The organism is Kitasatospora sp. NPDC093550, from assembly GCF_044764985.1.
Lineage (GTDB): Bacteria > Actinomycetota > Actinomycetes > Streptomycetales > Streptomycetaceae > Kitasatospora.
In genome coordinates, this window is record NZ_JBIWJF010000019.1 from 62,089 (window position 1) to 74,663 (window position 12,575).

The following is a 12,575-nucleotide window of genomic DNA, read 5'->3' on the forward strand; positions in this document are numbered from 1 at the left end:
TGCCGGACGCCGCTCGTGTGGTTGGCACACTGGTGGTGATGTGTGCCCGGACGGGGCAGCGCACACCGGACAACGGGCGGCCCGGCGCGGACCGCCTAGACGGGCCGCACAGAGGAGGCTTCAGCCAGGTGATCCAGCACCCCGTCCGTTCGGTACGCCGTGCCCAGCCCGCCGTACCCGCACGCGGGCGACTCCAGTCGCTCGTCCCGGGCCGTCGCCGCCCGCGCCGGATAGCCATGCTGAGCGTGCACACCTCGCCACTGCACCAGCCCGGCACCGGGGACGCCGGCGGGATGAACGTCTACATCGTCGAGCTGGCCAAGCGCCTGGCCGACCTCAACATCGAGGTCGAGGTGTTCACCCGGGCGATCTGCTCGGACGACGCCCCGACCGTCGAGCTGGCCCCGGGCGTGCTGGTCCGCCACGTCACCGCCGGTCCGTACGAGGGCCTGGTCAAGGAGGACCTGCCGGCCCAGCTGTGCGCCTTCACCCACGGGGTGCTGCGCACCGAGGCGGGCCACCGGCCCGGCCACTACGACCTGGTGCACTCGCACTACTGGCTCTCCGGGCAGGTCGGCTGGCTCGCCGCGCAGCGTTGGGGGGTGCCGCTGGTGCACACCATGCACACCATGGCGAAGGTCAAGAACGCCGCGCTGGCGGAGGGCGACACCCCCGAGCCCGCGGCCCGGGTGATCGGCGAGACCCAGGTGGTGGAGGCGGCCGACCGGCTGATCGCCAACACCACCGAGGAGGCCGCCGAGCTGGCGCTGCACTACGCCGCCCGGCCGGACCAGCTGGCCGTCGTCCACCCCGGGGTCAACCTGGACGTCTTCCGTCCGGGCGCGCAGCGGGCGCCGTCCGCGGCCCGGGCCCGGCTCGGCCTGCCGCGGGACGCCGCCGTGCTGCTCTTCGCCGGCCGGATCCAGCCGCTCAAGGCGCCGGACGTGCTGCTGCGGGCGGTCGCCGCGCTGCTGGCCCGCCGCCCGGAGCTGCGCGAGCGCCTGGTGGTGCCGGTGGTCGGCGGCCCCTCCGGCACCGGGCTCGCCCGGCCGGAGAGCCTCCACAAGCTCGCCGCCCAGCTCGGCATCTCCGACGTGGTGCGCTTCCACCCGCCGGTCGGCCAGGACCGGCTCGCGGACTGGTACCGCGCGGCGACGGCCCTGGTGATGCCCTCGTACAGCGAGTCCTTCGGCCTGGTCGCGCTGGAGGCGCAGGCCTGCGGCACCCCGGTGGTGGCGGCCGCGGTCGGCGGCCTGCCGGTCGCGGTGCGGGACGGCGAGACCGGCACCCTGGTGCGCGGCCACGACCCGCTGGAGTGGTCGCACGCGCTGGAGCCGTACGTCACCGACCCGGAGCTGGTGGCCCGGCGCGGCGCGGCGGCGGCCCGGCACGCGGCGGGCTTCGGCTGGGACGCCTCGGCGGCGACCACCGCCGAGGTGTACGCCGGCAGTCTGGCCCGCCCGGCCGGTCGCCTGGCCACCGCCCGGCGTCGGCTCGGCTGAGGCCGCCCCCGCGGCGACCGGGGGCTGCGCCCGCCCGGTACCGACGAGTAACGTCAGCTCCATGGCAATCCGCACCAAGGACGAGGCCCTGACCCTCCTGCGCACCGCCCTGGACGACGCCGGGGTGGCCTGGGAGCCGGCCGCCACCGATCCGCACACGTTGGTGGCGACCCTCCCGGGCACCCGGAAGCTGAGCACCACCTGCGCCCTGCGGGTCGGTGACCACACCCTGTCGGTGAACGCCTTCGTGATCCGCCGCCCGGACGAGAACCACGAGGGCGTCTACCGCTGGCTGCTGGAGCGCAACACCAGGCTGTACGGCGTGGCGTACGCGGTCGACGCGCTCGGCGACGTCTACCTGGCCGGCCGGCTGCCGCTGGAGGCGCTCACCCCGGAGGTCGTGGACCGGCTGCTCGGGACGGTGCTGGAGAACGCGGACGCGCCGTTCAACACCCTGCTGGAGCTGGGCTTCGCTTCGGCGATCCGGCGCGAGTGGGAGTGGCGGACCAAGCGCGGGGAGTCCACCCGCAACCTGGCCGCCTTCTCCCATCTGGCCGCCCCGGACGCCGGCGGATCACCGGCCGCCGGCTGACCCCGGCCGCGGGGCGTTCAGGCGCCCACCCCGGCCTTCGCGCCCTCCCCGGCCGGCGCCGCCACGGCGTCGGCCGGCGCCGCCCCCGGGACACCCCCGGCGGGCGCCGCCGCCGGGACGGCATCGGCGGGGCCGGTGCCCCGCGCGGCGCCGGTCCGCCCGCCCAGCAGCGCGTAGCCGACGGCGGCGACGGTGCCGCACACCCCGCACGCGCCCCACAGCACCCCGCTGCCGGCCCGCTCCAGGAGCACCCCGCCGACGGCCGGACCGACGAAGGAGGCGAGCGACCAGGAGAGCGAGTAGACGCCCTGGTAGCGACCGCGGGCGTGGGTCGGCGACAGCTCGGCGACCAGGCCCATCAGGGTCGGGGTGTAGAGGATCTCGCCGACCGTCCAGACCGCCACGGTGAGGGCGTAGAGCCAGGCGGAGGACCCGGCCAGGGCGCTCATCCCGAACCCCCAGCCGATGAACAGCGCGGCGGCGACCAGCATGGCCGACCGGCTGCGGTTCTCGACCCACCGGGTGAGCGGGATCTGCAGCACCACGATCAGCAGCCCGTTCAGGCCGATGACCAGGCCGTACTGGGTGGAGCTGATCCCCCGGCGGCCCATGTCCACCGCGAGGGTGGTCGATCCCTGCTGGATCACCAGGGCGAGCAGCAGGGTGAGCCCGACCACGGCCATGAAGCGGCTGTCGCGGAACACCGTGCCCAGGCCGACCGTCGGCTCGTCGGCCTTCGCCGCCGGGGCGTCGGGCTTGGTCTCCGGGATCCCGATGAAGATCACCACCGCGCAGAGCACCGTGGAGAGCGCGTCCAGCAGGAAGAGCGTCAGGTAGCCATGGGTGGCGATCAGGCCCGCGACCGCGGCGGAGAGGCCGAAGCCCAGGTTGATCGCCCAGAAGTTCAGGGAGTAGGCGCGCACCCGGTCGGCGGCCGGGACGATGTCCGCGATGATCGCCGAGATGGCCGGCCGGGTGGCGTTGTTGCAGAAGCCCACCAGGAAGGCCACCACCGCGATCGCCACCTGGCCGTCCGCGAAGCCGAGCACGGCGGTGAACAGCGCGGTGCCGAGCTGGGCGGCGAGCAGGGTGGGCCGGCGTCCGATCCGGTCGGTGAGCACGCCCGCGACGATCGCGGAGGCCGCCGAGCCGAGGCCGAACAGGGCGGCGACCAGGCCCGAGTAGGAGGCCGAGTAGCCCCGGCTGCTGGTGAGGTAGAGCGCCAGGAAGGTGACCACGAAGGCACCGAGCCGGTTGACCAGGGTCGAGACCCAGAGCCACCAGAACTGGCGCGGCAGCCCGCCCGCCGTCTCCTGGAGCATTCTTCGGAAGCGGACGGCGTCGGGCATGCGGGCTCCCCCGGGGCGGGCGTCCGCTGAGCGGAGAGGGCGGGCCCGATCAGCCGACGCATGTAAGCAGCATTTGCGCGAAGCACACATTACCCAGCTGTCGTAGGTCCCCACCAGGGGTTTTCGGGCCCTCCACTAAGCTGGAGCGCATGGCTGACACGACGTACCGACTCATCCTGCTCCGCCACGGCGAGAGCCAGTGGAACCAGAAGAACCTGTTCACCGGTTGGGTCGACGTCGACCTCAACGAGAAGGGTGAGAAGGAGGCCGCCCGCGGTGGCGAGCTCCTGGCCGCCGAGGGTCTGCTGCCCGACGTGCTGCACACCTCGCTGCTGCGCCGCGCCATCCGCACCTCGCAGATCGCCCTGGACAAGGCCGACCGCCACTGGATCCCGGTCAGCCGCAGCTGGCGCCTGAACGAGCGCCACTACGGCGCGCTGCAGGGCAAGGACAAGGCCCAGACCCTGGCCGAGTTCGGCGAGGAGCAGTTCCAGCTGTGGCGCCGTTCCTACGACACCCCGCCGCCGGTGCTGGCCGACGACGCCGAGTACTCGCAGGCCGGTGACGCCCGCTACGCCGAGATCCCGAGCGAGCTGCGTCCGCGCACCGAGTGCCTGAAGGACGTCGTCGACCGGATGCTCCCGTACTGGTACGACGCCATCGTCCCGGACCTCGCCGCCGGCCGGACCGTCCTGGTCACCGCCCACGGCAACAGCCTGCGCGCGCTGGTCAAGCACCTCGACGGCATCTCCGACGAGGCCATCGCCGGCCTGAACATCCCGACCGGCATCCCGCTGGTCTACGAGCTGGACGCCGACTTCAAGCCCGTCACCCCCGGCGGCCGCTACCTCGACCCGGAAGCCGCCGCCGCGGCCATCGAGGCGGTCAAGAACCAGGGCAAGAAGTAAGCCTGAAAGCGGCACGGCCCCTGACCTGCGCACATGGCGCAGATCAGGGGCCGTCGGCATTCCCGGGCCGTCTGTGGGCCGTCAGTCTTCGTGATCTTGGGGCTTGAAGACCCCTTCGATCGCCTGCCGCGCCCGGTCCCGGCTGTCCGGCATCAGGTGCGCGTACACCCGCAGCGTCAGCCCGGGATCGGCGTGGCCCAGGTACTCGCTCACGGCCTTGATGCTCTCCCCGGCGTCCAGCAGCACCGACGCGACGAAGTGTCGGAGCGCGTGCATGCCGCGCTTCCGTGCGGAGGCGTAGGACTCGCCCTTGCCCGGCTTCGGGATGACCCCTGCGGCCGCGAGCGCGGGCTTCCAGTAGTCCTCGTTCAGCATCCCGCGCCAGACGATCCAGTCGGACGTGCTGGTGAAGATCAGGCGCTTCGTGACCGGCGGCCCGCCCACCTTCATCCACGGCAGCGTGATCTCCACCGGCGCGAACCGCTCCATGTGGGCCTTGAGCGCGTCGGCCACCGGCCGGGGGAGAAGACCTGAACAACTACGAGCACCTGCGGAAGCTGTTCACCGGCCTCAAGCTCGACTCCGCCTACGAGGTCATCCCGCCGTCCGGCATCGTGAACCTGAACCGCGAGCACCTGGTCGTCATCTGCGGGCCTCGGCTGTCCCCGATCGTGGCCCAGGTGCTCGAAGGTGACGACAACCTGCGGTTCCGCAAGGACTCAGCCTGGCACCTCGTGGACCTGCACACCGAGACCGAGTACCGCTCACCGCTCGACGTGGACGGCACGGCTGGGGACGTCGGCTACCTCGCTCGGCTTCCCCGTCTCGACGGCAAGGGGACCTTCCTGTACATCGCGGGCATCCACGCGATCGGCGCGAACGGCGTCGTGCACTACCTGGAGAACCACCTCAGCGAGCTGTACCGCGAGGTTCGGGCGAAGCGTTTCTCCACGCTCATCTCCTGCCGTTACGACCCGGAGACTCTGGAAGTTCTGGAGAGCAGCAGGGTCACTCCGATCTACCGACACGAGGGCTGAGAGATGCGCGTCTCCATCGCCACCGCACCGGGCGGCGCAAACCCCAACGAAGACTGGGTGGCGGCCACGCCCACGCTCGCCGTGGTCCTGGACGGCCTGAGCACGGCCGGGCTCGACACCGGCTGTCGGCATGGTGTCCCGTGGTATGTCGCCCATTTGGGCGGCCACCTGGTGGCCGCGCTGGCAGAGCCCGGTCGGCCGCTTGCTGACGGACTGGCGCAGGCCCTCGACCAGGTCGCCGCGCTCCACCCCGGGTGCGACCTCGGCAACCCAGGCACGCCATCGGCAACGGTCTCGATCCTGCGGGCCGGCGCCGATCGCTTCGACTACCTGGTTCTCGCCGACTCGCCGATCGTCTTCGAGCGGGTCGACGGCTACCAGGTGGTCACCGACCTGCGGGTGGACACCGTGGTGCCAGAACTCCGCGCCGAGACGGAACGGTTCGCCACTGGGACGCCCGAGCACGCGGAGGCCGTCCGCCGGATGGTCGAGGCCCAGCGGCTCACCCGGAACACCGTGGTTGGCTACTGGGTGGCTGCGTCCAACGGCGAGGCGGCACAGAACGCGCTGACGGGCACGGTGCCGCTGGCCGGCGTTCGGGCGGCGGCGGTCCTGTCCGACGGGGCCTCGCGACTCGTCACCGAGTACCGCGCTGCATCGTGGGCGGACGCCTTCGCGACGCTCCGGGAAGCTGGCGCGGACGGGCTGATATCGGCCGTACGAAAGGCTGAGGCCAGTGACCCTGATGGATTGCGATGGCGGCGATACAAGGTCAGTGACGACGCTGCTGTGGCGTTCTGCCAGCTGCCGTAAGCCAACCTGACTGGTCCTCGCGCGTGCTGTAAGGAGGTTCTCCGGGCGGTGATCCTTCGAGAAGAGGATGTTGGCATCAGCCAGAAGCAACGAGGAGCCGCGAGGAACCGCGAGGAACTGTGAGCAACTACGAGGAACTAAGAGAGCACGTTTCATGTGGCTTAGTTGATACAGTTCTCTTGTTGCTGCTCGCTGACAACAAGATCTTGTCAGCTGACAACTAAGCAAGTTGGTTTGAAGTCTGGAAGCAACGAACGATTGCTTCGCTAGCTTCTACAACAGAACGCCCGGACCTGGCTGCAACCAGACCCGGGCTCCTGTGTAGAGAGATCGAGTGAGTCCGGCCGACTAGACAACGGCCGGGCTTGCTCGCGCTAGCCCTGACGCCCGTCCGGTTCTGCTCTCGACCATGGGGGAGCGCTAGTTCAGCGCACCAGCTGCTCTACGCAGCTCGCGATAGCTGTCACCGCCGTAAGTGCTGCAATGAGGATCTGCCCCCAAGAGGGCCGATTCTCCCGCGTCTTGGCAGGTGGCCGCCGCTTTCCCATGTTTGCCCAGCTCCTCGGGTTAAATTGCCCCGCAAGTGCGAGGCCCTCGGCCGCTCGCCGAGGCGTGCGAGACCGTGGAGCTGAACATCAATCAGCATACCGGCTAAGAAAGGGCGTTAAGGCGCTTGTTGCCCTGAATAACTTTAAGTGAGATGGCGCGTTCGGAGGGTGACATCCCGGACGTTGGGGACTCGCGCTGAAGTGCGACCCGGGGGGCGCTCTTGGGCCGCCTGTGGGCCGTCCGGTGTCAGCCAAGGGTGGCCAGCGATGACAACTGTCGACACCTCGGCCCCAGGTCAGACCCCCTTGATCAGGCCCGAAAAAGCCGACAGGCCAGACCCAGGGCAAGAAGTAGTCCCGAAGGGCGAGCGGCAGGCCCGACCGCGCGCAGGCCCCGTCATCCGGTTCGCCGGGTGGCGGGGCCTTTCGGATCTCAACCGGCTTGCAGGGGCCGGGAGTTGGCCTAGATGGGGAAAGTGGTTCAGACCATTGACGGTTAGTGGGGGCGGCTCCTACCGTGAGGGCACCGGGTCGGCGCAGGCATGCCAAGGATCCCCCGTCCGGGCCGCACCCCCACGTGCGCGCGTCTGCGCCCCGGCGCACTCTCCATCCACCCCCACGGAGGAGCACCATGCGCACACGTCACATCGTCGGGGCGGTGATCGCCGCGCTGGCGGTACCGCTCACGCTCGCCTTCCCGGCGTCGTCACACGGGTACATCTCGACGCCGCCCAGCCGGGCCGCGCTCTGCGCCGCGGACGCGGTCGCCTGGGACTGCGGCGACATCCAGTGGGAGCCACAGAGCGTCGAGGGCCCGAAGGGCTTCCCGGCCGCCGGCCCCTCCGACGGCACCATCTGCGCCGGCGGCAACGCGCGCTTCGCCGAGCTGGACGACCCGCACGGCGGCGCCTGGCCGGCCAAGCAGGTGTCGGCGGGCCAACAGCTCACCTTCACCTGGAAGTTCACCGCGCGGCACGCGACCACGAACTTCACGTACTACCTGACCAAGCCGGGCTTCGACGCGAGCCGGCCGGTCACCCGGGCCGCCCTGGAGCTGACGCCCTTCCTGACCGTCCCGTACGGCGGGAAGCAGGTGCCGAGCACGCTCAGCCACACCGCGACCCTCCCGGGCGGGCGCACCGGCCACCAGGTGGTCGTCGCGGTCTGGGAGATCGCCGACACCGGGAACGCCTTCTACTCCTGCACCGACGTCAGGTTCTGACGCCCGTCTGACGCCCGATGGACGGGCGCCGGGCGGTCGGCGGGTGTGCAAACCGGGTGCACGGCCGTCGCCCACGGCGGTCGTGCACCCGAGGCCTTCAGTGGCCGCCGCAGCAACCGCCGTCGGCGCCGCCGCACTGGCAGGGCGCACCGGACTGGCAGCCGCAACCGCAGCCCGGACCGCAGCCGCAGCCGGCGGCGAGGACGGGCAGCAGCTTCGGGGCGGGCGGCTCGACGGTGTCGCGGGCGGGGGCCGGGCGGGTCGGGTTGGCCTTCATCGAGCTGTTCCCTCCGTGAAGCGGGCACACTCCGGCGCCCGATGCTTCGAGTGAAACCGCCGAACGGAGGGAGCGTCAACAGGCGCGCAGTGGTGGGGCGTCCGGGAAGCCGTGCGCCCGCACCACCCTCGCGACAGGTTTACTCACCCCTCGGGGGAGCGGCTCCGGGAGCGGAGCTCACTCCGGGGTGCCGGGCTCGGTGGCGGCCACGAACTCGCCCGCGTGCTCGCCGGTCACCAGGTAGACGACGCGCTTGGCGACCGACACCGCGTGGTCCGCGAAACGCTCGTAGTAGCGGCCGACCAGGGTGATGTCGACGGCGGTCTCGATGCCGTGGTGCCAGCGCTCGTCGATCAGGTGCGACAGCAGCTCGCGGTGCAGGCTGTCGATGGCGTCGTCGTCCTGCTCCATCTCCAGCGCCTTGTCGACGTCCTTGGTGGCGATGACCAGGCCGGCCTTGGCCACCAGGCGCTGGGCGAGCTGGCCCATCTCCAGGACGGTCGAGTGCAGGTCGCGCGGCACGGCCGAGTCGGGGTACCGCATCCTCGCGACCTTGGCGACGTGCCGGGCGAGGTCGCCGCAGCGCTCCAGGTCGGCGCTCATCCGCAGCGAGGTGACGACGATGCGCAGGTCGGTGGCGACCGGCTGCTGGCGGGCGAGGAGGTCGATGGCCCGGTTCTCGAGCTCGTGGTGCAGCTCGTTGACCTTCTCGTCGGCGGAGATCACGCTCTCCGCCAGTGCCAGGTCCGCGTCGAGGAGGGCGGTGGTGGCCCGGCCCATGGCCGATCCGACCAGCCGGGCCATCTCGATCAGGCTGTCGCCGATCGCATCGAGTTCCTCGTGGTACGCGTCGCGCATGCTCTCTCCTCAGTAGCTGTGTCGGTGGCGGTGCCGACCGGTCATCCCGTACGACCGGCGTTCCGGCGTTCGGGTGACCGCTGCTGGTGGCGCGCATCGTACGCGCACACCCGAGCCGGTGGCCGCCGAACGGCACACCGGTCTCTCCCACACGGGCTGCTCGGCCCACTTTCCGCCGCCAGAGCGACGGTGCACGGCCGGTGCGGTGAATCGGCAGCTACCTGAAGGTGAATTCTCGGCAACGTGTGATCGATGCCTTGATCCAGGCCTTGGGAAGGGGCCTGGCCGTGCGCTTACGCTGGCCACATGGACGTGAACGTGGCCGCCGCCGCTGCCTGCGCCATTGCCGGGCTCGGCGTCGGCCTCACCGCCTCCATCGCCTTCCGCTGGAGCGAGCGCGAGCAGGCCAGGGGCAAGTACGGCGGCACCAGCGGCAGGACCCACAGCCGGTACCAGGGACTCGGCACCGGCAACCCCGAGCCGCCCCTGCCCCCGGGGGTCGACACCGTGCTCTCGGTGCTGCGCTCCTGCGCGATCGTGCTGGGCGAGGGCGACGAGGTGGTCAAGGCCAGCTCGGCGGCGTACGCGATGGGCCTGGTGCGCGGTGGCGCGGTCGCCGTCGACCAGATGCTCGCGCTGGCCCGCGCCACCCGCCGGGACGGTGAGATCCGCCAGGTCGAGCTGGAGGTGCCCCGGCCGGGCGCGGCCCGCGCGGCGGAGCCGCTCGCGGTCTCCGTCCGGGTCGCCCCGCTGGGCTCCCGGCTGGTGCTGGTGCTGGTCGAGGACCAGACCGAGCGGCGCCGGGTGGAGGCCGTCCGCAGGGACTTCGTGGCCAACGTCAGCCATGAGCTCAAGACCCCGGTCGGCGCCCTGTCCCTGCTCTCCGAAGCCGTCGTCGACGCGTCCGACGACCCGGAGGCCGTGCAGCGCTTCGCCGGCCGGATGCAGGTCGAGGCCGCCCGGCTGGCCAGCCTGGTCCAGGAGATCATCGACCTCTCCCGGGTCCAGGACGACCGGTTGATGATCGACCCGGAGCCGGTCGCGGTGGACGAGCTGATCGCCGAGGCGATCGACCGCTGCCGCCAGCAGGCCGCCGCCAAGCAGATCCTCATCGCGGCGGGCGGCATCGCCGGCCTCTACCTGCACGGCAACCGCGGCCAGCTCGCCGCCGCGCTGGGCAACCTGGTGGAGAACGCGGTCAACTACAGTCCGCCCCGCACCCGGGTGGCGATCGCCACCCGCCGGATCTCCAGCGCCGCGGCGCTCGGGGAGGCGGACGGCGAGCTGATCGAGATCTCGGTCACCGACCAGGGCATCGGCATCTCCGAGAAGGACCGCGAGCGGGTCTTCGAACGCTTCTACCGCGTCGACCCGGCCCGCTCCCGGCAGACCGGCGGCACCGGCCTCGGCCTCTCCATCGTCAAGCACGTCGCCGCCTCGCACGGTGGCACCGTGTCGGTGTGGAGCGTCGAGGGCCAGGGGTCGACGTTCACCATCCGCCTGCCCGCCGGCCAGGCACCCGTCGACGACGAGCCGGACGACGAGCCGGACGACGAGCCCGAGAAGCCCGACGCGGCCGACGCCGGCGCCGGTCCCGCCTCCGCCCCCGGCGACGGACCGGATCGCGCGCCCGACCCCGGCGCGCCCGCCGCGGCACCCCGACCCCTCACCACGGACCGTGCGGATCGCCTGGACCGCACCGCCCGTTCGCTCCCCGCCGGGGAGCGGGAACAACACCTGTCAGACACAACCCCCCAGCTTGCCCCGGAGGCCTGATCGTGACCCGAGTACTGGTGGTCGAGGACGAGGAGTCGTTCAGCGACGCCCTCTCGTACATGCTCCGCAAGGAGGGCTTCGAGGTGGCCGTCGCCGCCACCGGCCCCGACGCCCTGGAGCAGTTCGAACGCAACGGCGCCGACCTCGTCCTGCTCGACCTGATGCTCCCGGGCCTGCCCGGCACCGAGGTCTGCCGCCAGCTCCGGGTGCGCTCCAACGTCCCCGTGATCATGGTGACCGCCAAGGACAGCGAGATCGACAAGGTCGTCGGGCTGGAGATAGGCGCTGACGACTACGTGACCAAGCCGTACTCCACCCGGGAGCTGGTCGCCCGGATCCGCGCGGTGCTGCGCCGCCGCGGCGAGGACGGCGGCGCGGGCGAGAACGGCGGCGGCCCGGGCGCCCTGGAGGCGGGCCCGGTCCGGATGGACGTCGACCGGCACGTGGTGACCGTGGACGGCGCCAAGGTCGAGCTGCCGCTCAAGGAGTTCGACCTGCTGGAGATGCTGCTGCGCAACGCGGGCCGGGTGCTCACCCGCATGCAGTTGATCGACCGGGTCTGGGGCGCGGACTACGTCGGCGACACCAAGACCCTGGACGTCCACGTGAAGCGCCTGCGGGCCAAGATCGAGCCGGACCCGGGCGCGCCGCGCTACCTGGTCACCGTCCGCGGCCTGGGCTACAAGTTCGAGCCGTAAGCCGCACCCGCCCCCGCGGTCAGGCACGCGGAAGGCCCCCGCCGGCAGCAGCCGGAGGGGGCCTTCGCGTTGCTCCCGACGGGCCCGGGCGGGCCCGCCGGAGGCGGTCACGGCGTCAGTGCGCGGCCGGAACGGCCGGGGTGGTGGCGCCGGCCGGGACGGCGGTGCCGGTGGCGGTGGCGCCGGGGGTCGCCCCCGGGGTGGCGGTGGCACCGGGGGTGGTGGCACCGGCGCTCGGGGCGGCCGCGGTGGGCGAGGAGCTCTTGGCGGGCGTGGCGGTCGCCGAGGGGGTCGGGCCGAAGCCCTTGTAGAGGCCCTTGCCGTCCGGGCTGACGCCGGCCTGGGCGTCGACCTTCTGGCCGTCCTTGAAGGTGAAGGTGGTGGGGGCGAAGCCGCCGACGTGGACCGAGGCGGAGGCGACGGTGGCGCTCGGGTTGCCCTGGCCGCCGATCGCGACCGAACCGCCGGCCGGGATGACGATGCCGGTCAGCGTCGCGCCCGCGGCGTCCGCCAGGGTGGCGGCGGAGGAGCCGACGGTGATCGACTGCAGCTCGGCCGGGGTGGTGGCGGTGTTCGAGATGTTGACGACCACGTTGGCGGGGCCGGTGTAGTCGCCCGAGGTGCCCTCCCCGGTGACGACCACGATGTTGTTCAGCCGGAGGTCCGTCCCGAGGGTGGCCGCCGCGTTGTCCGGCTTGATCTGCAGGGTGTCCGGCGTGTTGCCGGCGGCGCAGGAGGACAGCGAGGCGATGGCGATGGCGGCGATGGCGGCGATGCTGCCGCGTCGAAGGCTGCGGCTCACGGCGGCGGCTTCTCCTATGGGTCACGTGTCGGTAGGTCAGGTCTCAGATTATCGACCTCACTTATGCGCTCCTCACGGGGTGGTCCCCGTGTCGCACTCCCGGGGGCCGCCGGGGGCCGTCCGGCGGTACGGCCGCCATGTCCCGGTCACGGCGCGGACAAGCTTCGACCAAGATCGAATAACGATTCGGTCG

The 12,575-nt window shown here is 71.9% G+C and carries 12 protein-coding genes and 1 pseudogene; 8 read left to right on the forward strand and 5 right to left on the reverse strand.

What is annotated here, in order from left to right; all coding sequences use genetic code 11:
- The first annotated feature begins 131 nt into the window (after positions 1–131).
- Both mshA and ACIRD3_RS27625 read left to right on the forward strand, forming a co-directional pair.
- Positions 132–1,502: a D-inositol-3-phosphate glycosyltransferase gene (gene mshA, locus ACIRD3_RS27620; RefSeq protein ID WP_402221997.1), complete on the forward strand. Its 1,371-nt coding sequence runs from the start codon at positions 132–134 to the stop codon at positions 1,500–1,502.
- 61 nt (positions 1,503–1,563) lie between these two features.
- Positions 1,564–2,094 carry a YbjN domain-containing protein gene (locus ACIRD3_RS27625; protein WP_402221801.1) on the forward strand — a complete coding sequence of 177 codons (531 nt, stop codon included), beginning with the start codon at positions 1,564–1,566 and terminating at the stop codon, positions 2,092–2,094.
- A 17-nt stretch (positions 2,095–2,111) separates the two neighbouring features.
- Here the strand turns inward: ACIRD3_RS27625 and ACIRD3_RS27630 are convergent, their stop codons facing one another.
- Positions 2,112–3,443 carry an MDR family MFS transporter gene (locus ACIRD3_RS27630; protein WP_402221804.1) on the reverse strand — a complete coding sequence of 444 codons (1,332 nt, stop codon included), beginning with the start codon at positions 3,441–3,443 and terminating at the stop codon, positions 2,112–2,114.
- 149 nt (positions 3,444–3,592) lie between these two features.
- On the opposite strand from ACIRD3_RS27630, the gene ACIRD3_RS27635 reads away from it, so the two are divergent.
- Positions 3,593–4,351, forward strand: a complete 759-nt coding sequence (locus tag ACIRD3_RS27635; RefSeq protein WP_402221807.1) for a phosphoglyceromutase — start codon at positions 3,593–3,595, stop codon at positions 4,349–4,351.
- Between the two features lie 81 nt (positions 4,352–4,432).
- Here ACIRD3_RS27635 and ACIRD3_RS27640 read toward each other — a convergent pair.
- A pseudogene (locus ACIRD3_RS27640) lies at positions 4,433–4,876 on the reverse strand (tyrosine-type recombinase/integrase); the annotation flags it as partial.
- An 89-nt stretch (positions 4,877–4,965) separates the two neighbouring features.
- Here ACIRD3_RS27640 and ACIRD3_RS27645 point away from each other — a divergent pair.
- The 3 genes from ACIRD3_RS27645 to ACIRD3_RS27655 all read left to right on the forward strand — a co-directional run bounded on the left by ACIRD3_RS27645 (position 4,966) and on the right by ACIRD3_RS27655 (position 7,971).
- The gene (locus ACIRD3_RS27645) at positions 4,966–5,388 is read left to right on the forward strand and encodes a hypothetical protein (RefSeq protein ID WP_402221810.1); all 423 of its coding nucleotides are present in this window, start codon (positions 4,966–4,968) and stop codon (positions 5,386–5,388) included.
- Between the two features lie 3 nt (positions 5,389–5,391).
- The gene (locus ACIRD3_RS27650) at positions 5,392–6,201 is read left to right on the forward strand and encodes a hypothetical protein (protein ID WP_402221813.1); all 810 of its coding nucleotides are present in this window, start codon (positions 5,392–5,394) and stop codon (positions 6,199–6,201) included.
- Positions 6,202–7,380: 1,179 nt separating this feature from the next.
- Positions 7,381–7,971: a lytic polysaccharide monooxygenase gene (locus ACIRD3_RS27655; RefSeq protein ID WP_402221816.1), complete on the forward strand. Its 591-nt coding sequence runs from the start codon at positions 7,381–7,383 to the stop codon at positions 7,969–7,971.
- A gap of 97 nt (positions 7,972–8,068) precedes the next feature.
- Here the strand turns inward: ACIRD3_RS27655 and ACIRD3_RS27660 are convergent, their stop codons facing one another.
- On the reverse strand, positions 8,069–8,248 hold the full coding sequence (locus tag ACIRD3_RS27660; protein ID WP_350521682.1) for a hypothetical protein: 180 nt from the start codon (positions 8,246–8,248) through the stop codon (positions 8,069–8,071).
- 177 nt (positions 8,249–8,425) lie between these two features.
- The gene (gene phoU / locus ACIRD3_RS27665) at positions 8,426–9,106 is read right to left on the reverse strand and encodes a phosphate signaling complex protein PhoU (RefSeq protein ID WP_402221819.1); all 681 of its coding nucleotides are present in this window, start codon (positions 9,104–9,106) and stop codon (positions 8,426–8,428) included.
- A 306-nt stretch (positions 9,107–9,412) separates the two neighbouring features.
- On the opposite strand from phoU, the gene ACIRD3_RS27670 reads away from it, so the two are divergent.
- Positions 9,413–10,882 (forward strand): sensor histidine kinase, encoded by a 1,470-nt coding sequence (locus ACIRD3_RS27670; RefSeq protein ID WP_402221822.1) that lies wholly within the window; start codon positions 9,413–9,415, stop codon positions 10,880–10,882.
- A gap of 2 nt (positions 10,883–10,884) precedes the next feature.
- Positions 10,885–11,580, forward strand: a complete 696-nt coding sequence (locus ACIRD3_RS27675) for a response regulator transcription factor (RefSeq protein ID WP_033347005.1) — start codon at positions 10,885–10,887, stop codon at positions 11,578–11,580.
- A 115-nt stretch (positions 11,581–11,695) separates the two neighbouring features.
- Here the strand turns inward: ACIRD3_RS27675 and ACIRD3_RS27680 are convergent, their stop codons facing one another.
- On the reverse strand, positions 11,696–12,382 hold the full coding sequence (locus ACIRD3_RS27680) for a DUF461 domain-containing protein (protein ID WP_402221825.1): 687 nt from the start codon (positions 12,380–12,382) through the stop codon (positions 11,696–11,698).
- Positions 12,383–12,575: the final 193 nt, after the last annotated feature.

Coding starts and splice junctions, on each gene's coding strand:
- phoU (WP_402221819.1), bottom strand. CDS start 9,106: ATGCGCGACGCGTACCACGAGGAACTCGATGCGATCGGCGACAGCCTG.
- ACIRD3_RS27630 (WP_402221804.1), bottom strand. CDS start 3,443: ATGCCCGACGCCGTCCGCTTCCGAAGAATGCTCCAGGAGACGGCGGGC.
- ACIRD3_RS27655 (WP_402221816.1), top strand. CDS start 7,381: ATGCGCACACGTCACATCGTCGGGGCGGTGATCGCCGCGCTGGCGGTA.
- ACIRD3_RS27635 (WP_402221807.1), top strand. CDS start 3,593: ATGGCTGACACGACGTACCGACTCATCCTGCTCCGCCACGGCGAGAGC.
- ACIRD3_RS27660 (WP_350521682.1), bottom strand. CDS start 8,248: ATGAAGGCCAACCCGACCCGCCCGGCCCCCGCCCGCGACACCGTCGAG.
- ACIRD3_RS27625 (WP_402221801.1), top strand. CDS start 1,564: ATGGCAATCCGCACCAAGGACGAGGCCCTGACCCTCCTGCGCACCGCC.
- ACIRD3_RS27650 (WP_402221813.1), top strand. CDS start 5,392: ATGCGCGTCTCCATCGCCACCGCACCGGGCGGCGCAAACCCCAACGAA.
- ACIRD3_RS27670 (WP_402221822.1), top strand. CDS start 9,413: ATGGACGTGAACGTGGCCGCCGCCGCTGCCTGCGCCATTGCCGGGCTC.